The organism is Nocardia sp. NBC_00403, assembly GCF_036046055.1.
Taxonomy (GTDB): Bacteria; Actinomycetota; Actinomycetes; order Mycobacteriales; family Mycobacteriaceae; genus Nocardia.
Genome location: NZ_CP107939.1, coordinates 3,260,566 through 3,285,145, shown reverse-complemented (window position 1 = coordinate 3,285,145; position 24,580 = coordinate 3,260,566). Strand labels below are relative to the sequence as shown.

At 67.3% G+C, this 24,580-nt stretch carries 4 protein-coding genes; 2 read left to right on the top strand and 2 right to left on the bottom strand.

Translation table 11 applies throughout. The features are described 5' to 3' along the window. Positions 1 to 19: 19 nt before the first annotated feature. Together OHQ90_RS14425 and OHQ90_RS14420 are read right to left on the bottom strand one after the other, a co-directional pair. Complete coding sequence (locus OHQ90_RS14425; RefSeq protein WP_328410833.1) at positions 20 to 5,557, bottom strand: type I polyketide synthase; 5,538 nt, start codon at positions 5,555 to 5,557, stop codon at positions 20 to 22. After that, entirely contained in the window at positions 5,554 to 19,515 is a 13,962-nt protein-coding gene (locus tag OHQ90_RS14420; protein WP_328410832.1) for a type I polyketide synthase, read from the bottom strand. The genes OHQ90_RS14425 and OHQ90_RS14420 overlap by 4 nt, the downstream gene beginning before the upstream one ends. A 1,200-nt stretch (positions 19,516 to 20,715) precedes the next feature. Here OHQ90_RS14420 and OHQ90_RS14415 point away from each other — a divergent pair. Both OHQ90_RS14415 and OHQ90_RS14410 read left to right on the top strand, forming a co-directional pair. Next, a complete protein-coding gene (locus tag OHQ90_RS14415) occupies positions 20,716 to 22,161 on the top strand; it encodes a class IV adenylate cyclase (RefSeq protein WP_328410831.1) in 1,446 nt (481 codons plus the stop codon). Positions 22,162 to 22,635: 474 nt separating this feature from the next. Next, the gene (locus OHQ90_RS14410; protein WP_328410829.1) at positions 22,636 to 24,189 is read left to right on the top strand and encodes an acyl-CoA carboxylase subunit beta; all 1,554 of its coding nucleotides are present in this window, start codon (positions 22,636 to 22,638) and stop codon (positions 24,187 to 24,189) included. Positions 24,190 to 24,580: the final 391 nt, after the last annotated feature.

Here is a 24,580-nt window from a genome sequence, read left to right as displayed (position 1 = left end):
AGCTCGAGGAATTCAGTGCTCAGGCTTCTAGTTCGCTGTCGAGAATCGCGAAAAGCTCTGCTTCGTCGGCGTTTTCCACATCGTCATCGCGATGGACACCAGCGGTGTCGATGCGAGCTGCCCAACTGGTCGCAATGGAATGCAACCGAGCCACAATCCGGGCCTTTTCGTCCTCGCCCCAATTTCCGTTCGCGAGGGCGGATTCCACATCCTCGAATATCGCGTCGATCGAACGAACCGGCTTTTCCCCGGGCCCGTCCGAGAGTTGTTCGCGGAGATACTCGGCCAGCGCGGCGGGTGTGGGGTAGTCGAAAACCACGGTGGCCGCCAGCGCCAGACCGGTATCCGCTTTGACCCGGTTGCGCAGCTCGACCGCGCCCAAGGAATCGAATCCCAGGTCCTGGAAGGTGCTGCGGTCGGCATCGAGCACGGACACGGCGTCCCGGCCGAGCACGGCCGTCACGTGCTCACGGACGGTATCGAGCACGACCTGCCGCTGCCGATCGGCATCCAGGCCGGCAAGCCGTTGCCGCAGACCGGATATCACCATCGAGGTCGCCGCCGGGCGGGTGGCCGCCGGTGGTACCAGTTCCCGCAGCAGGGGTGGCAGCAGTCCGGCATCGGCTTGGGCGCGGATCGCGGTGGTGTCGACGCCGGCGATCACCGCGTGGCCCGGACCCGTTTCGAGCACCGAATCCCACGCGGCCAAGGCCTGCTCGTCCGACAACGCGGTGAATCCGGCGCGCATCGTCCGGGCCGCATCGGCATCGGTCAGGTGTCCGGTCATGCCGCTGGAGCGTGCCCACGGACCCCAGGCCAGTGACCGACCGGCCAGCCCTCGTGCTCGCCGGTGGGCCACCAGACCGTCGACGAAGGTGTTCGCCGCCGCGTAGTTGGCCTGCCCGGGGCCGCCGACCGTGCCCGACAACGACGAGAACACCACGAACGCGGCCAGATTCAGATCCGCGGTCGCCTCGTGCAGATACCAGGCGGCGGCGGCCTTCGGCGCCAGCACCGCATCCACCCGGGACGCGGTCAACGCCGCGATGACCCCGTCGTCGAGGACGCCCGCGGCATGGATCACCCCGGTCAACGGCCACGGCTCGGACACGCCGGCCACCAAGCGGCTCACCGCGCCGGGATCGGTGACATCACACGCCACCACCCGAACCTGCGCGCCCAGTTGCTCCAACTCGGCGGACAGCGCTGCGACACCGTCGGCTTGCGGGCCACGGCGGCTGACCAGCAGCAACGACCGCACCCCGTGCTCGACGACCACGTGCCGGGCGACCACCGCACCCAAAGCACCGGTGCCACCGGTGATCAGCACCGTTCCCGTGCCGAAGGCGGACGCTTCGCCGCCGGTCATAGGTGACACCACGGTGGTGGGCCGGCCGAGTCGAGCGGTGTGGGCGACACCGGCGCGCACCACCACCTGTGGTTCGGCCGCGGCCGGCGCCGCGAGCCGCTCGTCGATACGAGTGTCGGTGTCGACCAAGTGGATTCGGCCCGGATCCTCCGACTGCGCACTCCGCACCAAACCCCACACCGCGGCACCGGCGAAGTCGGTGACATCTTCACCGGGCAGGGCGACCGCACCACGCGTCGCGACCACCAGCCGGCTCGACGCGAACCGGTCCTGTCCCAGCCACGCCTGCACCACCTCGAGCATCCGGGCGACCTCGGCGTGGGTCGTGGTCACCACATCGGCACCGGTGTGATCGGTCCAGCCGGACCCGGCCTCGACCACGACCAGCGGGGGCACCGGCGACTCCGGACCCAGCCGATCCCACCGGCCCACTTCCGAATCCGCCACCAGGGACTCGGATTCGGTCGGCGACCACACCAGTTCCAGGACCGCAGCGGCCGCACCGCCCGCACCCGCGGCCAGCTGCGCCACCGGCATCGGACGGGTCGTCATCTCGCCCGACAACACCGGTTGTCCGTGCCCATCGGTCATCGACACCGACACCGACGAACCGGTCGCGGTCAGCCGCACCCGCAGCACCGATGCCTCGGCCGAATACAGTGCCACCGACTGCCACGCGAACGGCAAGACGACCTGACGCGGCGGGATCTCCTGCACGCCGGCCAGTAGTCCCGATTGCAAGGTGGCATCCAGCAATGCCGGATGAATTCCGAATCCCGCACCGTGCACGCCGGTGGCCGCGTCGACGGCGATCTCGGCGAAAACCTCCTCGCCGCGGCGCCACAGCGCCCGCACACCCTGGAAGGCCGGTCCCAGGTCGTAACCGCGCGTCAGGAACTTCGTGTAGTCGATCTCGACAGCGGTCGCCGCAGCCGGCGGCCACGCCTCCGGCTCGGGCATCGCCGTGTCGTCTCGGCTGGTCAGCAGGCCATGTGCGTGCAGTTGCCACTGGCCGTCGTGGTCGTGTGCACCGCGGGAATAGATCGATAGCGACCGCTGCGCCGACTCCGGCTCGGGTCCGCCGACGACGACCTGAATCCGCACCCCGCCCGACGGGGGGAACACCAGCGGCGCCTGCAGCATCAACTCCTCGATTACCGGGCACCCGGCTTCACGACCGGCACGCAACGCCAACTCCACGAACCCGGTCCCGGCCAGCAACATGGCCCCGCCGATGACGTGGTCGGCCAGCCACGGCTGCGACAGCGTAGACAGCTGCCCGGTCAGGACGACACCACCGGCTGCCATCGGCACAGCCGCGTCCAGCATGGGGTGTGCCACCACCCGCAGCCCCAGGGAATCGGCGCCGGCGATACCCGGTGTGGTCTCGAGCCAGTAGCGGCGACGCTGGAAGGCGTAGGTGGGCAACGACACTCGCGAGACCGGGCGGGCGGTGAAGAACACCCGCCAGTCGACGTCGGCACCGGCCGTGTGCGCCCGCGCCAGACCGGTCACGAACTGCTCCACCTCGCCGTGCCCGCGGCGGGCTCCGGCGATCACCGACGACTGCGATTCGATGTCCTCCGGCAGGCTCTGCCGGGCCATGGCCGCCAGGACCGCGTCTGGACCGACTTCGAGGAATCGGCGCACTCCGGCGGCCGCCAGCGACTCGATCCCGGGGGCGAAGCGCACGGCCGACCGCACCTGCCGTACCCAGTAGGCCGGGTCGAGCACTTCGTCGCCGGCGATCCGCCCGGACAGGTTCGACACCAGCGGCAGCTGCGGGCGGCGGTAGCTGACATCCCGTGCGACAGCGGTAAACTCGGCCAGCATCGGGTCCATCCGGTGGGAATGGAACGCGTGCGACACCCGCAGCCGCGAGGTCTTGCGCCCGCGGTCGGCGAACTGCTGCTCGAACGCCGCCACCGCGTCCTCGTCACCGGACACCACCATGGCCTGCGGCGCATTCACCGCAGCGAGGGACACCCGGTCGGCTTGGTCGGCGAGTACCTCGGAGACTTCGTGTTCGCTCGCCGCGACGGCCAGCATCGCACCCCCTTCGGGCAGCAGGCCCATCAGCCGGCCCCGCGCCGCGACCAGCCGACACGCGTCCGGAAGCGTCCAGACACCGGCGAGGTACGCGGCGGCCAGCTCGCCGATCGAATGCCCGATCAGGTAATCCGGTGTGACACCGAACGAATCCAGGAGCCGGCACAGCGCGACCTCGTAGGCGAACAGGGCGGGCTGGGTGAATTCCGTCCGATCCAGCAGGCCGGCACCGTCGGACCCGCCGCCGGTGAACATCACCTGCCGCAGCGAAACGCCCAGCAGTGGATCGAACTGTTCACATACCTCGTCCAGCGCCGCGGCGAACACCGGAAACGCTTCGTAGAGTTCACGTCCCATACCGGCCCGCTGGGCGCCCTGCCCGGTGCACAGGAAGGCGGTCCTGCGCGACATCGCCTGTGCTGCCGTCACGCCGGCGGCCGTGCACGCCGAGCCGTGCTCCGCGAGCGCCGCAAGGCCGGCCAGCAGTGTGTCGCGATCGCCGGCGACGACCGCGCCCCTCCAGTCCAGGCGGGCGCGAGTGGTGAGGAGTGAATAGCCGATATCGTCGACCGCAACGTCGGGGTGCTCGATCGCAAACTGCCGCAGCTTGGCCGCCTGCGCGCGCAGGCCGTCCTCGGTCTTCGCCGAGAGCAGCCAGGTCGAGACGTCCGCCGCCAAGGCTTTCGCACCCTGATCAGGTGCCTCGTCCGCCGTCTCGGTGGAAGCCTCTTCGAGAGCAGGGGCTTGCTCCAGAATCACGTGCGCGTTCGTGCCACTGGCGCCGAAGGAGGACACACCGGCGCGCCGGACTCGCTCCCCCGCGGGCCAGGGTTCCGCCGTGGTGAGCAGCCGCACCGAGCCCGCGGACCAGTCCACATGCGGGGTCGGCGCATCGACATGCAGTGTCGCGGGCAGCATGTCGTGCCGCATCGCCTGCACCATCTTGATCACACCGCCGACACCGGCCGCGGCGGAGGTGTGTCCGATGTTCGACTTGAGCGAGCCGATGCGCAGCGGATCTCCAGCGCGATCGCGACCGTAGGCAGCGATCAGCGCCTGCGCCTCGATCGGGTCTCCGAGGGTGGTGCCGGTGCCGTGCGCTTCGACCGCATCCACGTCGGCCGGCGTGAGACCGGCATTGGCGAGCGCCTGCGCGATCACCTTCTCCTGCGACGGACCGTTCGGCGCGGTCAGCCGGCTGCTGGCGCCGTCCTGGTTGACCGCGCTGCCGCGGATGACCGCGAGCACCCGGTGGCCGTGCCGGCGCGCATCCGACAGCCGCTCGATCGCGAGCATGCCGAGGCCCTCGGAGAATCCCGTCCCGTTCGCCGCCGCCGCGAAGGCCTTGCATCGCGCGTCCGGCGACAGCGCATGCTGCCGGCCGAACGCGATCAGCAGGGCCGGATCCGACATCACGGTGACGCCGCCGACCAGTGCCAGCGAGGTGTCTCCCTGTCGCAGCGCCTGGCAGGCCAGGTGCAGGGCGACCAGCGACGACGAGCACGCGGTGTCCACCGACAGCGCCGGGCCCTTGAAGCCGAAGGTGAAGGCCACGCGGCCGGACAGGATGCTGTTCGAAACACCCAGGTAGGCATGGCCTTCCGCCTCGGCGGTGAGGCCGGGCGACCCCACGCGCGGGCCGTAGTCCTGGTGGATCACGCCGGCGAACACACCGGTGTCGCTGCCGCGCAGCGTCACCGGATCGATGCCGGCGTCCTCCAGCGCCTCCCAGGCCGTTTCCAGGAGCAGCCGCTGCTGAGGATCCATCGCCAGGGCCGCACTCGGGCCGATCCCGAAGAAGCCGGCGTCGAAAGCGCCCGCCGCGTCCAGGAATCCGCCTTCGCGGGTGTAGACGGTCCCGGGCACGTCCGGATCGGTGTCGAACAGCTGCTCCAGGTCCCAGCCCCGGTCGACCGGAAAGGGGCCGACGGCGTCGGTGCCGGCAGCGACCAAATCCCACAACTGCGCCGGAGTTTCGACACCGCCCGGATACCGACAGCTCATGCCGACGATCGCGATCGGTTCGCCGGCACGTTCTTCCAGGTTCTGGATGCGCTTCTTGGCGACGCGGAGATCTCCGGTGAGCTTCCTCAGATACCGGCTGAGCCGTTCCTCGTTGCTGGCGGCAGGGTTGCTCATGCTGGGCCGAACTCCTCGTCGATCAGGTCGAACAGCTCACTGTCGGAATGGAATTCGAGATCGTCGTACGCGCCGATCGACGACGTGCCGGTCAGGTAGGTGCGGAGGCGCTCGTTGACGCCCCGCAATCCGGCGACGGTCTCGTCGTTGTCGCTACCGTCGGCGATGATCCGCTCGAGCAGGGCCTCGAGCTGCGCGATGTCGTCGGGGACCGCCGATGTCGGTTGTGGAGGCGCTGTCACCGCGGTCTGTGCCAGCAGGTAGTCGGCGACATCTCCCGCGGTCGGGTAGTCGAAGACCAAGGTCGAGGGCAGCGACAGCCCCGTCACCTTCGAGAGCCGGTTCCGGAACTCGACTCCGCCGAGGGAATCGAAGCCGAGTTCGCTGAGGCCGCGATCGGGTCCGATGTCCTCGGCCGACCCGTAACCGAGCACCGCCGCCACGTGTTCCCGCACCAGATCCAGGACGACCCCACCTCGCTTCGCCTCCGCCACACCGTGCAGACGCTCCCCGAGCGACAGTTCACCACTCGATGTCGGGGCCGACCGGCCGCGTGCGCGAACGAACCCGCGCAGCACCGCCGAAATCGGACCCGTATGCGCTTCCATGCGCAGTTTGTCGGTATCCAGCTGCAACAGCGCTGGCACCGGTTCGGCCGTAGTCAGCGATTCATCGAACAATCGCAGGCCGTCGGTGCGGTCCAGCGGAGCCAGGCCCAGTCGCTCCAACCGGCTCATGGCTGTGCGATCCAGCGCGCCGGTCATGCCGATGTCCTGCTGCCACGGCCCCCAGGCGAGTGAGAGTGCCGGAAGTCCCGCGGCGCGGCGTTGCATCGCGAGGGCGTCCAGGAAGCTGTTCGCGGCAGCGTAATTCGCTTGCCCGGCCGAACCGATCATTCCGGCAATCGAGGAGAACATCACAAACGCCGACAGATTCAGGTCCCGGGTGAGCTCGTGCAGATGCCACGCCGCATCGGCCTTGGGAGCGAACACCCGATCGACCTGGTCACCGGCGAGCGTGTGGAACGTGCCGTCGTCGAGCACACCCGCCGTGTGGACGACACCGGTGAGCGGGTGCTCCGCGGGCAGGCTCGAGAGCACATCTCGAAGCGCATCGCGGTCGGTGACATCGCAGGCGGCGATGCGCACCTCGGCGCCGGATCGGGACAGTTCCGCCACGAGTTCCGTTGCACCGTCGGCACGCTCGCCACGGCGAGAGACCAGCAATAGTCGCCGCACACCGTGCGTGGTGACCAGGTGCCGGGCCAGCAGCGCGCCCAATCCCCCGGTCCCGCCGGTGATCAGAACGGTTCCGGGCCCGAACGATACTTGCTCTGTGACATCTCCTGAGGTCAGTGCCTCCAGTCGCGGTATCAGGACCTGGTCGCCCCGCACTGCTACCTGCGGCTCTCCGGTCTCGAGCACGGCTCGGATCGAGTCGGCCGAAATGTGCTGTACACCATCGGATTCGTCCGCGTCGAGTAGCACGATCCGCTCGGGATATTCGGTCTGAGCGCTGCGGATCAGCCCCCACACCGCAGCCGATGCGGTGTCCGGTGTCTCATCGGGCAGGGCTGCCGCACGGCTGGTCATCACAACCAGCTGCGACCGTGCGAATCGTTCGTCGGCCAACCAGTCTCGCACCGTGTGCAAGGCGGCCTTGACCCGATTGCGCGCGGATGACTGTGAATCACCGTGCAGCGCAGCAACTTCGGACCACACCACGACGTCCGGAACGGTCGAAGCCGAAGCGAGCGTGGTCAGATCCGGATACCGCTCGTCGATTCCGTCCACGTGCGCGGCTCCGAGCACGGCTGCGCTCCCGGTCGGGGTGTGTCCGTCGGGCTTCTCCACCGTCGCCCAGCGCAACCCGTACCGTGCCGCGCGTCCGCCCGGCAGCGTGGCGCGGAACTGCTGGACGTCGTAGGAGCGCATGACCGCTTCGTCGATGGTGACCACCGGAGTTCCGTCCTGGTCGACCGCCACGACGGTGATCGCCTCACCGCTGCGCTGGATGGCCATCACCCGCAACGTCCTGACTGTGGATGTGGTGTGAATTTGCGTTCCACCCCAACGGAACAGGAGTTTGCCCTCGGCGGGATTGCCCTTGTGGTCGGGCCAGATCAAACAGGCGATTCCCGCATGCATCACCATGTCGAACAGCGCCGGATGCAGCTGGAACCGTTCGGCCGGGAATTCCTGGTTCAGGGTGACCTCGGAGAAAACCGTGTCACCACTGCGCCATGCGGCGTCGACGCCGATGAACGAGGCACCGTATTCCAGTCCGGCGGCACGCGCCACCTGGGCCGGAATCCAGTCGGTATCCACCGGTTCGGCGTCGATGGGCGGCCAGGGCGCATTGCGCAGCATGTCCATGAGTCCGAAGTCGATCAGCTCTCGGCTGCTCAGCACGCCACTGGCGTTGCGCGTCCACTCGCTATCGGCCCTATCGCCGGTCAGGCGGTAGTGGAACGTGAACGATCGACGTCCCGTGGAATCGGGTTCGCGCACCAGCACCTGGAGTTCGACCTCGCCGTCTGCCGGCGGGAGGATCGGCGTCTCGAGGGTGAGCTCCTCCACGGCACTGCATCCGATCCGCGGACCCGCGACCAGCAGCATCTCCATGAGCGCGGCACTCGGGACGAGCACCACGCCGTAAGTGGTGTGGTCGGCGATCCAGGGATGGGTGCGCAGCGAGAGCCGCCCCGTGAACAGCCACTCGTCGCGGTCGGCCACTCGCACCACGTCGGTGAGCAGCGGATGGTCCGAGGCGGCGCTCCTGGGCTCGCCGAGGCTGGGTTCGAGCCAGTACCGCCGATGCTCGAAGGCATAGGTGGGCAAGGCGATTCGCGACACCTGGCGGATGGCGAACAGCGGATTCCAGTCGACGGCCAGACCGGCGGTGTGCGCGTGGCCGAGCAGGGTCAGGAACTGCTCGACCTCGTCGTGATCCCGGCGGCCCGCCGCGGCGACCACCGATCGAGCCTCGACCTCCGCGGGAAGCGTGTGCCGCGTCATCGCCGCCAGCACCGCGTCGGGTCCGACTTCGAGGAACCGGCGCACACCCGATGCCACCAGCGTCTCGACACCGGGCGCGAAACGCACCGTGGCGCGCACCTGTGATACCCAGTACCCCGGATCCAGGATCTCGTCGCCGGCGATCCGGCCGGAGATGTTCGACACCAACGGAATCCGTGGGGCGTTGAAGGCTACCGCCGCCGCGAGGGCCTCGAACTCGGCCAGCATGGGCTCCATCCGAGGGGAATGGAACGCATGCGACACCCGCAGTCGGCTCGTCTTGCGACCCCGCTCGGCGAACTGCCGATCGATCTCGTCGACGACGTCCTCGTCACCCGAGACCACCACGGCCGCAGGCGCATTCACCGCCGCCACCGAGACCCGATCACCGAATCCGGAGATCGCCGCGCTGATTTCGGTCTCGGACGCGGCGACCGCGAGCATCGCGCCGCCCGCAGGCAGCGCATCCATCAGCCGCCCTCGTGCCGCGACCAGCTCGCAGGCGTCCTCCAGTGACCACACACCGGCCACATAGGCCGCGGCCAGTTCACCGATCGAGTGCCCGATCACCATGTCCGGGACGAGCCCGAATGACTCCAGCAGCCGATACAGCGCCACTTCGAACGCGAACAGCGCGGGCTGGGTCAGTCGGGTCCGATCCAGAATCCCGGTCTCCGCGGCGACGCCCTGATCGTCGATCAGGTGTCCGGTGAACATCGCTTGCTTCAGGGAACATCCGAGCAGTGGATCGAACCGGGCGCACACCTCGTCCAGCGCTGTGGCGAATACCGGGAAGGCCTCGGACAGACCCGTGCCCATACCGACCCGCTGCGCGCCCTGACCGGTGAACAGGAAGGCGGTCTTCCCCGAGCCCGCGGTGCCGGAAACCACTCCGGCCGAGGCGGATCCGGCGACCAGCTTCGCCAGCCGCGCGATCAGTTCGTCGCGATCGGAACCGAGGACCGCCGCTCGCCACTCGTGCTGCGCACGTGTCGTGGCGAGCGAATAGGCCACATCCGCCGGATCGGCGTCGAGGTGATCGATCAGCCACTGCTGCAGTTTCGCCGCCTGTGCCCGCAGGGCGGTCTCACTCTTGGCCGACAGCAGCCATGCCACCGCCGTATGTGGGTGGTCGGTGGTAGCCGGTGGCGAGACGCCAGGCTGCGGGGCGGGCGCTTCCTCGAGGATCAGGTGGGCGTTGGTGCCGCTTACTCCGAACGAGGACACACCTGCCCGGCGAATCGTTCCCCCTGCGCGCCACGGTTCCGGCCGGGTCAGCAGTCGCACCGCGCCGGCGGACCAATCCACGTGCGGGGAAGGCGCTTCCGCGTGCAAGGTCGGGGGCAGGGCTTCGTGACGCAGCGCCTGCACCATCTTGATCACGCCACCGACACCGGCGGCCGCGACGGTATGACCGATATTCGATTTGATCGATCCGATGCGCAGCGGCTCTCGATCCCCGCGATCCTGCCCGTACGCGGCGATCAACGCGTTGGCTTCGATGGGATCCCCCAGGGGAGTGCCGGTTCCGTGCGCTTCCACCGCATCCACGTCGGCGGGTGTGAGCCCGGCATTCGCGAGAGCCTGCGCGATCACTCGCTCCTGCGACGGACCGTTCGGCGCCGTCAGGCCATTGCTCGCACCATCCTGATTCACCGCACTGCCCCGGATGACGGCCAGGATGTCATGGCCCAGCCGCTGCGCGTCCGACAGCCGCTCCAGGATCAGTACGCCCACGCCCTCGGCGAAGGCCACACCGTCGGCCGCGGCGGAGAACGCCTTGCATCGGCCATCCGGCGACAGGCCGCGTTGCCGCGCGAAATCCACGGAGAGATAAGGGGTTGCGGCCACGGTGACGCCACCGGCCACGGCCAGCGATGTTTCGCCCTGACGGAGGGCCTGACACGCCAGGTGCATGGCCACCAGTGAGGACGAGCATGCGGTATCGATCGTGACCGCTGGTCCCTCGAGGCCGAAAACGTATGCCACGCGGCCGGAGACAACACTGTGGGTGGTGCCGGTCAGCCGGAATCCTTCCAGGTCGCCGGTCACGCGATCGACATACCCCGAGGTGCACGCGCCCGCGAACACACCGGTGTCACTGCCGCGCAACGTGTTCGGATCGATTCCGGATTCCTCCAGTGCCTCCCATGACGCTTCCAGCAGCAACCGCTGTTGCGGATCCATCGCCAGCGCCTCGCGCGGGCTGATTCCGAAGAATCCGGCGTCGAAATCGCCTGCGTCGTCCAGGAATCCGCCGCCGCGGCTGTAGACCGTGCCGGGCTTGTCCGGGTCCTGGTCGATCAGCTGCTCGAGATCCCAGCCGCGATCGTTCGGAAATTCGGTGGTGGCATCGGTCCCCGACCGCACCAGATCCCACAACTGCTCCGGGGTTCGGACGCCGCCGGGGAATCGGCAGCTCATGCCGACGATCGCGATGGGCTCGTCCACGCGGACGCGGCGCGACACCCGTGAGGTCCTCGGCCCGGATTCTGTTCCCTCGATCTTGGCGCGCAAGAGGGTGGCGACCGCCGCGGCGGTGGGGTGGTCGAAGACCAGGGTGGACGACAGCTGGACACCGGTGGCCTTCGACAGCCGGTTGCGGAATTCGACGCCGCCGAGCGAGTCGAATCCCAGTGCGTCGAATCGCTCGTCGGGGCTGATGTCTTCGGCGGAACCGTGTCCCAGCACGGCTGCCGCGTGCTCCCGGACCAGGTCGAGCACCACCTCGGCGCGTCGGCCCTCCGGTACCCGGCTCAGTCGTGTGCCCAGCGAACTCGACGCGGCCGCGGTCCGGTCCGTGGCGCGGGGCAGGAAACCGCGGAACACCGTCGGCACCGCACCGCCCCGCGCTTCGCGCCGCAGCTGAGCCGGGTCGAACCCGATCGCTACCAGGTGCGCGGCGGCGCGGCCGGCGGCCGCATCGAGCAGCCGGAGACCTTCGTCGTTCCCGAGCGGGTGCAGGCCGAGCCTTTCCCAGCGGGCGACGGCGCTGCGGTCCAAGCCACCGGTCATGCCGGCGGCGGAATTCCAGGGCCCCCACGCCAGCGAAATCGCAGACAGCCCTTCGGCTCGGCGACGGTGCGCCAGCGCGTCGAGGAAGGCGTTGGCTGCCGCGTAGTTGCCCTGTCCCGCCGATCCGATCGTTGCCGCGACAGAGGAGAACAGCACGAAGGCCGACAGGTCACGGTCGCGAGTGAGCTCGTGCAGGTGCCATGCGGCGGTTGCCTTCGAGCCGAACACTCGCCGCAGTTGCTCGGCGGTCAGGCCTGCGAGGGTGCCGTCGTCGAGGACACCCGCCGCATGGACGACGCCGGTCAGCGGATGATCGGACTCGATCGAATCCAGCAGCGAACGGAGGGCTTCTCGATCGCCTACATCGCAGGCCGCGACCCTGACAGCAGCGCCGGCTTCCGACAGCTCGGACACCAGTTCCGTTGCACCGTCGGCAGTTTCGCCACGCCTGGAGACCAGTAGCAAACGGCGGACGCCGTGTGCGGCGACCAGATGTCGAGCCACGAGTGCGCCGAGGCCACCGGTGCCGCCGGTGATCAGGACGGTACCGGCGCCAAATGACAGCGTCGCGTAGCGACTCGATCGGGGGTGGCGGTCGGGCGACGGGTGGGCCAGCGTCGCGTAGCGACTCGATGAGGGGTGGCGGTCGGGCGACGGGTGGGCCAGCGTCGCGTAGCGACTCGATGAGGGGTGGCGGTCGGGCGACGGGTGGGCCTGGCCAGGCTCGGCATCGTGCTCGGCTCGTGCTCTCGCCAGTCTCGGCACGAGCAATGCTCCGTCGCGCACCGCGGCCTGCGGTTCGTCTGCCGCGATCACCGCGCCGACCAGCGTCGGGTGATCCATGGACGCAGCGGCCGACGGGTCGGCGTCGAGGAGGATGAACCGGCCCGGATATTCGGATTGGGCGCTGCGCATCAGGCCCCAGATAGCTGCCGCGGCGAGATCCGGTGCCGCGCCTGGCAGCGCGGCACCGTGCGCCGTCACCACGACCAGCCGAGTGTCGGCCAGGCGTTCTTCCGCCAGCCAGGCCTGTACCGTCGCCAAGACCGTTTCCAGGTGGCCGCGAACGACCACCGGATCCTCGGCCGCGCCGATGACCTCCGGATACCAGATCACGACATCCGGTATCGCTTGTGCCGCACCAAGTTCCGAGGGGGTTGGGCAACAGGTGCCGATTCCGGCGACCGGTATCGAACCGAGTACGGCCATCCGGTCCGCGGACAGACTCGATGTCGCCGCCGGCGCCGGCGTCCACTGGACCTCGTAGAGGTCGGCGTCATCCCCTGCCAGTGTGGCGCGCATCTGTTTCACGTCGTAGGGCCGCATGACGACCGCGTCGACGGAGATCACGGGCCGTCCCGAATCGTCGACGGTCGCAACGGAGACCGTCTCCGGGCCGCTCGCGACGGCGATAACCCGCAGCGTCGTCGCCTTGACCAGCGGCTGGTGCAGTCGCGCCCCGCCCCAGCGGAACAGCAACCGGCCGGTGTTCGGATCGCTGTCCTGATCGTGCCAGACGAGCCCGGCCAACCCGGCGTGCATCACCAGGTCGAGCAGGGCGGGATGCAGATCGAACCGCTCCGGTTCGGACGCGGCCGCCGTATCCAGTGTGATCTCGGAGAAGACGGTCCCGCCCCGCTGCCATGCGGCGTCGACACCGATGAACGCCGGACCGTATTCGAGTCCGGATCCCTTGGCGATCCGCTCGGGAATCCATGAGGTGTCGAGGATTTCGGCGTCGGCCGGCGGCCATGCCTCGTCCCGCAGCCGGTCCAGCAGAGCGTCATTGCCGTCCCAGGAGGGCGCCAGTACGCCGCTGGCGTTGCGCACCCATTCACCCGCTCGGCGGCCTGCCTTACGGAAGTAGAAGTTGAACGGTCGTCGCCCGGTCCCGTCCGGCTCCTGCACCGACACCTGGAGCTCGACCTCGTCGTCCTCCGTCGGAAGTATCGGAGCCTCCAGGGTCAGCTCCTCGACGACGCCGCAATCGATTCTGCTGCCCGCGACGAGCAGGAACTCGACGAGGGTCGCGCTCGGCAGCACCACCGTGCCGTAGGTCATATGGTCGGCGACCCACGGGTCGGTCGGCAGCGAGAACCGGCCGGTGAAAACGAACTCGTCCTTACCGGCCACCGGCACCACACTGGTGAGCAACGGGTGGCCGAGGGCGTCGCCGGTGGCTTCGGGACGCGGCGGCAACCAGAATCGCTGGTGTTGGAAGGCGTACGTGGGCAGGGGAACTCGTCGTACCGCCCGGCGACGGAACAGTGGCGTCCAATCCACGCGCACACCGGACGTGTGAGCGTGCGCCAACATCGTCAGGAATTGTCGGGGCTCATCGTGATCCCGGCGCGCGGCCGCGGCCACCACCGACTCCACACCCTCCGGAAGGGTCTGCCGGGTCATCGCCGCCAGTACCGCGTCGGGCCCGATTTCCAGGAATCGGCGCACTCCCGTGGAGATCAATGTCTCGATACCCGGCGCGAAACGCACCGCGGCCCGCACTTGCCGAACCCAGTAGGCGGGTTCCATAACCTCGTCCCCAGCCAGCTGACCGGACACGTTCGACACCACCGGTAGGCGTAGTCGGTTGTACGTCAAGTCCTTTGCGACAGACTCGAATTCGGCCAGCATCGGCTCCATCCGATGCGAGTGGAAGGCGTGACCGACGCGCAGCCGAGACGTCTTCCGGCCGCGCTCGACGAACAGCGCCTCGATCTCGGCGACCGCGTCCTCGTCACCCGAAATCACCAGGGCCTCAGGCGCGTTCACCGCGGCGATGGACACTCGGTCGGGATATCGCGCGACGACCTCGTGCACGTCGGTTTCGGACGCCCCGATGGCCAGCATGGCACCGCCCTCGGGCAATGCACCCATGAGACGGCCGCGCGCCGCCACCAACCGGCACGCATCCTCGAGCGACCACAGGCCCGCGAGATATGCGGCCGCGACTTCTCCGATCGAATGGCCGATCAACACGTCCGGGGTGACGCCGAAGGATTCCAGCAAGCGATACAGCGCCACCTCGAAGGCGAACAGCGCGGGCTGGGTGAACTCGGTCCGATCCAGGACCGTGGCACCGGTACCGCCGAACATGATGTCTTCGAGCGAGCACTCCAGCACCGGATCGAACTGGGCGCACACCGAGTCCAACACGTCCGCGAATACCGGGAACGCCTCGTACAAGCCGGCGCCCATACCGAACCGCTGCGCACCCTGACCGGTGAACAAGAATGCCGTCGTCCCCGAACCGGTGGCACCCGTGATGACACCGGCGCCAGTGCCCGATTCCGCGAGATTCGCAAGCCGCTCGAGCAATTCGTCCCGATCGCGACCGAGGATCACACTGCGCGCATCCAGCTGCGCCCGCGACGTCGCAAGCGAATAGGCCGCATCCGCGACGTCGATCTCCGGTCGCTCCGACAACCAGGTACGCAGCCGGGCGGCCTGCGCGCGCAGACCTGCCTCGCCCTTGCCCGACACCAGCAGCGGAGTGACCGACATATTCGACTGTCGATCCGCATCGTCTTCGATGTCGCCCTCAGCAGCCGCTACCGGTGCGGCCGGCGCTTGTTCGAGGATCACATGTGCGTTGGTGCCGCTGATCCCGAACGAGGACACACCCGCCCGGCGCACTCGATCGCCCGCGGTCCACGGTTCGGCCTCGGTCAGCAGACGCACCGCGCCCGCCGCCCAATCCACGTGCGGCGTAGGCGTTTCGGCGTGCATCGTCCGCGGCAGCCGCTCGTGCCGCATCGCCTGCACCATCTTGATCACACCGGCCACACCAGCCGCGGCGACCGCGTGGCCGATATTCGATTTCAAGGACCCGATCCGCAACGGTTCCCGATCGCCGCGATCCTGTCCGTAGGCGGCGATCAAAGCTTGCGCTTCGATCGGATCGCCCAGACTCGTGCCGGTTCCGTGCGCCTCCACCGCGTCCACGTCGACCGCCGAGATCCCCGCATTGGCGAGGGCCTGCGCGATGACCCGCTCCTGCGACGGACCGTTCGGCGCGGTCAGGCCGTTGCTCGCGCCGTCTTGATTCACCGCACTACCGCGAACAACGGCCAGGATGTTGTGGCCGAGCCGCTGCGCATCCGAAAGCCGTTCGAGCACAAGCACACCCGAGCCCTCTGACCACGCCACACCGTCGGCGGCAGCCGAGAACGCCTTACAGCGACCGTCCGGTGACAGGCCGCGCTGGCGGGCGAAGTCCACATACAGAGTCGGACTGGCCGCGACGGTCACACCGCCGGCGAGCACCAGCGAGCTGTCGCCCTGGCGCAGTGCCTGGCATGCCAGATGCAACGCCACCAGCGATGACGAGCACGCCGTATCCACCGTCACCGCCGGACCTTCCAGGCCGAACGCGTACGCGACGCGACCCGAGATGACGCTGTGCGACGTGCCGGTCAGCCGGAAACCCTCCAGGTCACCGGTCACCCGCCGCGAGTAACCCGACGAGCAGGCGCCCGCGAAGACACCGGTATCACTGCCCCGCAACGATATCGGGTCGATACCCGCGTCCTCCAGGGCTTCCCATGCTGTTTCGAGCAGCAGCCGCTGCTGCGGATCCATCGCCAACGCTTCACGGGGGCTGATACCGAAGAAGCCAGGATCGAAATCGCCTGCACTGCTGAGGAATCCGCCGTGGCGCGTGTATACCTTTCCCGGTTTGTCGGGGTCCGGATCGAACAGCCGGTCCAGGTCCCAGCCGCGGTCGGCAGGGAATTCGCCGATCGCGTCCCGGCCCGCGGCCACCAGATCCCACAGGTCCTCGGCGGATCGCACGCCGCCCGGGAATCGGGCACCCATGCCCACGATCGCGATCGGTTCGTCCGATATCGGGGACGGTCGGCCGGCGGAGCCGGTGGGGCGGGTTGGCTCAGCGCGCCGCGATACCCGCCGCTGCCCGCCGTCGGTGCCCGTGACCTGCGCCAGTAGCAGCGCCGCGATCGCACCCGCGGTCGGATGGTCGAAGATGAGCGTCTTCGGCAGCGGCACACCGGTGGCCCGTATCAGTCGGTTCTGCAGCTCCACCCCGCTGACGGAGTCGAAGCCGAACTCGGTGAACGGCAGGTCGGGGTGAATCGATCGGGCCGACTCGTGGCCCAGTACGGCAGCGGCATGCGCACGAACAATGTCGAGAACCACTGTGTCGCGCTGATATTCGGGGGTGGCCAGCAGCGTGCGCGCCAGCGGGCTGTCGTCACGCGCTCCGGCCTGTGCACCGCCATCGGAAACGTGGCCCTCGGAGATGTGATCACCGGTTGCCGCAACGACATCGGTGACACGCGTGACAGTGACCGGCGCACCGGCCCAGAAGCTACTGCGCTGGAACGCATATGGCGGCAGGTCGACCCGGGCCCCACCGGAGACCAGCGCGCGTGGATCCACCTGCACACCGGCGCAGTGGGCCTGTGCCAGCGATGCCAGTATCCGTTCCGGGCCGCCTTGACCACGCCGAAGCGACCCGACAACGGCTACGTCCTCGGCCGCACCGACGGCCTCGGCGATCGCGCCGATGCTCATTGCGACCACCGGATGCGGACTTACCTCGATGAATCCGGTAGTACCTTCCCCGATCAGCGCCGTAATCGCATCGGCGAAGCGCACGGGCTCGCGCAGGGACCGATACCAGTACTGTGCGTCCAGAGTCGCTGTATCGACAAAGTCAGCGTTCACGGTGGAAAAGAACGGAATCGGCGCAGAGCGCGGCTGCACCGGAGCCAGCTCGGTCAGCAGCCGATCACGCACCAGTTCAGTCACTTTCGAATGTCCCGGCCAGGTGGCAGGGACCAGGCGCGCCCACACCCCAGCCGCGGCACAGCCGGCCACGAACTCCTCCAGCGCTGCACCCTCGCCGGATACCACTGTCTGCACCGGGCCGTTGATCGCGGCCAGCGACAACCGATCACCGAACGGCGCCAACCGCTTCCGCGCAGCATCGGCCGACAACCCGACCGCGGCCATACCGCCCTTGTCGGCGAGCACCTGCGCCCCGGCCCGGGAACGCAGCGCAATAATGCGCGCGCCGTCCTGCACCGACAGCGCTCCGATGGTCACTGCCGCGGCAACCTCGCCCTGGGAATGACCGATAACAACACTCGGTTCCACCCCGTGCGCACGCCACAACCGAGCCAGTGACACCATGATTGCGAACAACACCGGCTGCACCACGTCCACACGATCGAGCGGGGGCGCGTCTGCTTCGCGACGCAGCACCGCCGTCAGCGACCAGTCCACGTACGGCGCAAGCGCCGCTTCACATTCCGCGATCGACTCCGCGAACGCCCCACCCGAATCCAGCAGGCCCAGCGCCATGCCCTCCCATTGGCTGCCCTGCCCCGGGAACACGAACGCGACCCGCCGCTGCTCGGCCCGCTCGGTTGTCGGCTCGATCGCCACGGCGGGCGCGGTCGGGTCGGCCAGGGCCGCCAAACCGGCCAGCAGCTCCTCTCGATCCTGCCCGACGACGCTGCCGCGCCACTCCATCTGGGCTCGGGTGGCCAGCAGCGAGTAGGCCACATCGGCCACATCCGACTCCGAATGGCGCAGCAGCCACTCCCGCAGTCTGGCTGCTTGCGCCCGCACACCTTCCTCGCTGCGGGCCGATACCACCCACGGCACCGCACCGGCCGCGCCGTCTACCGTGGACGCGGCGGACCCGACGGCAGGCGCCTCCTCCACGATCACGTGGGCATTGGAGCCTCCCATGCCGAACGAGGACACACCTGCCCTGCGTACGGTGGCCACGGGCCAATTTTCGGTGCCCGTCACCACTCGTAAACCCAAGTCTGCGAGCGGAATTAGCGGATTCGGCGTTTCGAAGTTCAGGCTGGCCACCAGTTCTCGGTGAGTCAGCGAGAGCACGGTCTTGATGAGGCCCGCGATACCGGAAGCACCTTCCAGATGCCCGATATTCGTCTTGACCGATCCGACGGCCAGCGGCGCATCCTGCACCCGGCGCACGCCGTAGGTTTCGCCGAGCGCGGCGGCCTCCACCGGATCGCCGGCGGGTGTTCCGGTGCCGTGCAATTCGACGTACTGCACCGACGGCGCTTCGACGCCTGCCGCGGTCAGCGCGGAGCGGATGGCCGCCGCCTGCGCATCCCGGCTCGGGGCGGTCAGCACGCGGCGTTCGTTGCCGGTGTTGACCGCACTGCCTCGGATCACGGCATGGATCCGGTCGCCATCGGCGACCGCCTGCGCCAGTGGTTTCAGCACCACCACGCCGCCACCCTCGCCGCGCACGAACCCGTCGGCCCGCGCATCGAAGGTGTAGCATCCGCCGAGCGCCGACTGCGCGCCGAACTGCTCGATTCGCTCACCGCTCGTCGGCGACAGAATCAAGTTCAGACCGCCGGCCAGTGCCACGTCGCTCTCGCCGCTGCGCAGGCTCTCACAGGCCAGATGCACCGCGACCAGTGAGGATGCCTGGGCGCTGTCGACCAGGATGCTCGGGCCGCTGAAACCGAAGTAGTTCGAGACGCGGTTGGCGATGATGCCGCGTCCGACACCCCACAGCGAGTGGCGGCTGACGCCGGGGCCGCCCTGGGAAGCCAGGATTTCGGCGAAATCGCTTCCGGTGCAGCCGAGGAACACACCGCACTGCCGGGCATCGCGTGCCGTGGCGGCCAGGCCCGCGTCCTCGAGCGCCTCCCAGCTCAATTCCAATGCCAGCAGCTGCTGCGGATCGATTGCGCGCGCCTCATTGGGCGAGACCCCGAAGAAGTCCGCGTCGAACTCCCCTACGGTGTCGACGAATCCGGCCCGCTCGGTGATGCTCTCCCGCCCCGGGGGAGCCGTACCGATCGCGGCGCGGCCCTCTCTGAGCAGCTGCCAGAAGCTGTCGAGATCGGCCGCGCCGGGCATTCTGCAGGACATGCCGACAATAGCGACGTCAAACGCCGATCCGGTCACCTCTGAACATCCTTCCTCAATGCACGCTGTGACCCCCCGTAAGCGTCTGACGAGTGTGTTAATTCGTAGGTCTAACTAACAAGTTCATAAGCAGGTCGAATCGGACAATTCCTACTTCGACATATCGGATTTCGACGCGGTCGAGGCTCAGCGAAGAACCCTGAAGGATGCGGAGCGTCTTCCGCAGGCGGCCTGGGGCACCGAGGAGATTGTGCAGGCCAGGCCCGGACTACCCAGCTATGCCGCCGGGCTCAGTAGCGCAATTGATCAGCGAGCGACGCTGAAAACTGAAGCGCTACGGGGCATGCCAGAAGATTGAGGCGCGCACAAGAGCGCCCGAACGAGGTGCGTACACAGCACCTACGTTAAGGCGATATGGATTGACACAATGATCCCTCTCGGGTGTTCGAACGGCAGGACAGGAGTCATGGTTACTGGACAGTATTTGTACGATCTTGACGTTGTCAACCGACCGATATATCCCCACGGCTGAAGACGAGACGCAGGCGATCACCAGTGGGCACCAGGTGCGCTCGCCGTGGGGATCCGATGGATCGTCGGCGCCGCTGCCGCGGTCGCTGTGCTCGACATCCCGATGTTTCTCGGTGATCGATCGCCGCCGCGAGACGTTCACGCCGGCCGCGGCACGATTTCGAGGAGGTCGGCAGTTGCCGGCGCCGGACGTCGTGTCCGACTTGAAAATCCGCGACCGCCAAGCACTCTCGGAAAGGTTGCGACTCGCACGCGGACCAGTCGCCTCTATTGCCAGCGGGCACGGGCCTCGTTCACCGGCGAAGACTTCGACTGCCCCGCACTCGACACCTTGTTCCTCACAGCTCCCGTGTCGTGCCGAATGTTTGCTTCACCACCACGAAGGGTATGCCGCTATCCGAATCGCTTGCGACGTTTCTCTCGGGAATTGAAAGGATTAAAAAGGATTAAAAGGATCGGGGATCGCAGCGAACCCCGAGACCCTCCCCGAGACAATCGGCGGCTGGCCCGATGCCTTCCGGCTGCCGGCCACCACACTCAGTGAGACGCCGACCATTGTCATGATCGACGAATTGCCCCGATTGGCAGACAAGACACGGTTTTCGATGGGGCGTTGCAAACGGCGTGGGACCGGTAACTGCAGCAACGCCCGGTCTTGAATGCTCGTCATCATAGAACGCCATCCAGCCAGCTCGGACCTTCCCAACGGTGCTGAAACCCTACGGGTTCTTCGTCTACCGCGACGTGTATGCCGTGGACGCACCATCACTGCACGAGCCTGCCGTCCAGTCCTACAGCGCCCCATCATGGTTGCAGTTCCTGCGCCTGTCCCTGCCGTACTACCTGCACCACGGCACCCAGTCCTACCACCACCACGACGAGATAATCGTCCGCCAGAACTCCCGCATCGTCGCCGCCCCGGAACTAGACCCTCGTGTCTGCGCCGTCATCCACGCCCCGATCGTCCTGTTCCGCGAGGCGCAACGTCACTACATCACCCTGCGCCATCACGTATGGCGCTCAGGCATATTGGGATTCACGCCCATACTCGACGGTCAACTCTCGGGAGACTGGATCGATTTCCGCACCGGTCACAAGCGCGTGCACTTCGCCTTCACCGATAGCGCGTGGATGTCGGCCAACGACCGCACCAACATTCAGGCCGTCAGCGAATCCTACGGCGACCATCACGTGATCGACGGCGACATCTTCGCCCCCGTCACCGACGTCGCACTGAACCTGTTCCTCACAGTCGTCGAACACGGCAACAACGACTGCGGACAGATCCGGGGCAGCTGGCTCGAGCGCGAAGGCCAGGAGACCTACCCCTACCTCACCGTCGACGAGCTATTAACGGCCTTCGCCGTCCACTCCGTGGAAACCGAGGCGGGTACACCGTCAGTCCTCATGCCGGTGCAACCCACCGGTGTCTTCGTGCGAGAACGCCACTACTACAACCGGTTCCTCGGCAAGAACCTCGCCAACGCACTGAGCGACGCCAAACAGCTGGTGTTGTTCCAGAACATCCCCGTCACCGACTCCGAGGCATTACAGCAGGCACTCGGAACGATCCGCCGACATTGCTCCACCCAGCCTCGCCCGCGTCCACACCGCCATCCACACGAGAGGATGATCCACCCCATGCACTTGATCGAGGTCGAGCGTAAACGCGAACTCCCCGACGACAGTTCCCTCCGCCAGCGGCTCGCGGAACGTGGCTACCGCGAGGCCGGACACCTCACCGAGGTCGACACCTACTACAGCCGCCCCGATGTCGACTACATGAAAACCGTTGAATGCCTTCGCATTCGGAAGCGCGACAGGTTCGCCGAAATGACTTATAAGCCCCCGTCCAATGCCGCCACACACAGCGACGCCGACGTGATCGCCAAACGCGAAACCAACGTCACCCTCAGCGGCCCTGACCAAGCCGCAGTCGCCAACCAGTTGCTGGCCGCAATCGGCATGGTCGAACTCGTCCGTGTCGAGAAAGCACGCACCACCTACCAGCACCCCGAACACGACGACATCATCGTCGCCATCGACGCCGTCACGCATGCCGGAACTTTCGTCGAAACCGAGGTGACCACCGCCGATACGGGACGCCGCCACCATCCACCTCGAAGAGGTCGAAACCGAACTCGGCATAGCTGATCACCCCGTCGTCGGCCTGCCCTACCGCGATCTGGTCATGGCCGCCGCACACTGATCACAACCTGAAGAGGTATTCCCGACCGCGCCATCTTGGTCGTTGGCCTGGACGAGCAACCGCGCTACCTCATGCAACACGACCTGGGCTACCAGGTGCACGATGTTCGTAGACCGCATCGTCCGCACCGCACGGCCGATATCCGCTGGCCGACCGGCTCATGTGTGCAGCACGGGCTGGCAGCCTGCAATAGGAGGTTGGCCTGAGGGGTGGCATCCTGCCGCCACTCGGGCGACCCTCTCGAGATGGTTAGCGAGAGGCATACCCCTGACTGTCTTCGAACTCGTTGGGTGAGATGTGATGTGCGCCCGACCTCGACTGTGATTTATCCCGTATATCCGGTTCAATGACACGTTCCGTGTCGATACGGGCTTAACGTCGCGACGGCACAACAGTCGGTTTGGAAGGTGGCAGCGAGCGTGGCAGGTACCCAGGCGAAGATCGATGAACTGGTCAAGATCCTGTCGATCGCCGCGGAACCGGCAGGTGAGGCCGGTGCCGCCAAGCGGGAGAAGAAGGGCATTCCGAGCGTTCGCCAGCGTGTGGACATGCTGCTCGACCGCGGGACGTTCATCGAGACCGGTGCGTTCGCTCGTCAGCCCGGCCAATCGGATGCTCTCTACGGTGACGGGCTGGTCACCGGTCGCGGGCTGATCGGGGGCCGTCCAGTGGTCGTGATCGCCCACGATCAGACCGTGTACGGCGGGTCGGTCGGTATCACCTCCGCCCGCAAGTTCATGCGCGCGCTGCAACTCGCGTTCGACACCGCGTGCCCGGTGGTGACGATCAATGATTCCGGCGGTGCGCGTATCCAGGACGCGGTGGGTTCGATCGCTTCGTTCGGTGATATTTCCCGGGTGTTGGAGAAACTGTCCGGGTATGTGCCGCAGGTGTCGATCATTCTCGGCAAGTGCGCCGCGGGTTCGGTGTACGGGCCGATCAACACCGACGTGCTCATCGGCACCAAGGATTCCTACATGTTCGTCACCGGGCCGGAGGTGATCAAAGCCGTCAACGGTGAGGACATCACCGCCGAGGAACTCGGTGGCGCCGAGGTACAGGCCAAACGCGGCACCCTGCATCACGTGGCCGACACCGAGCAGCAAGCCTACGACTGGGCCCGCAACTACCTGAGCTACATGCCGACGAGCTGTCTCGAGCAGCCGCCGATCGTGAACCCTGGTCTGGAGCCGGAGATCACTGCTTCCGATCGGGAGCTCGACTCGATCATCCCGGATTCCGATCGCGCCGGTTATGACATGCACGGGATCCTGCTACGAATCTTCGACGACGGTGAATTCCACGAGATCCGCGCCGAGTTCGCCCCGAATCTGATCACCGGGTTTGCCCGGGTCGACGGATATCCGGTCGGTGTGATCGCCAACCAGCCGTTGGTGTTGGGTGGTTCCATCGACGCCGCCTGCTCGGACAAGTCGACCTACTTCATCCGGCTCTGCGACGCGTTCAATATCCCGCTGGTCTTCGTCGCCGACACCCCGGGCGTGCTGCCGGGCCTCGAGCAGGAAGCCAATGGTGTGATCATCCGCGGCGGCCGGGTCCCGCGCGCGATCATCGAGGCGACGGTCCCGATCATCAACCTGGTCGTACGCAAATCCTACGGTGGCGCCTACGGCATGATGGCGGCCCGTCAGGTGGGTGCCGATATCAGTTTCGCCTGGCCGACGGCCCGGATCGCGGTGATCGGCGCCGAAAGCGCGGTCGACCTCATCGGCAGGCGGCAATTGGCGGCGGTGCCGGAGGAGCATAGGGCAGCGGCGCGCGAGTTCATGATCAACCAGTACAACGAGACGATCGCCACCCCGTGGATCGCCGCCGAACGCGGCTACATCGACGCGGTCATCGAACCGGCGCACACCCGTCTGGAGATCCGGCGCGCACTGCACCTGTTGCGCGGAAAGCCGCCGGTCAAGCCGGAGTTCAACCCGCGCAAGCACCCGGTGTATCCGATGTAATCTTCCCGAACCGCTCATCGGTCCTGTTCGTGGCAGCAGATCCATCTTCAGCCACGAGCAAACTATGACGTCGGTCGGCGAGGCCGAGATCGGTTGGTATGCCTTTGCTTCTGCGAGGAGGTCGGATTGGAGCGACGAGCAATGCGCCCACCAGTCAGGGTAGGTCGCAGGGACCCGAACGGCGACGTGCAACCCCCGGGCATGCGCAATCACGCGGTCCCGCAAAGCGTCCGAGCAGATGATCTCGATCCGCTTCTCTGCCAGCCAGACGCTTTCGATCAGTGGCTTCATATCGGCGGGGGTACTGCGACAACGTGCTCGAGAACCGCATTACCCTTACCACTAACGGGAAGTCTGGTGTTGACTGGCCCGATGTCCGGGTCGAGGGTGA

Bases quoted from the DNA above. Each gene is read 5' to 3' on its own strand.
- OHQ90_RS14425 (WP_328410833.1), bottom strand. From the start codon at position 5,557: ATGAGCAACCCTGCCGCCAGCAACGAGGAACGGCTCAGCCGGTATCTG.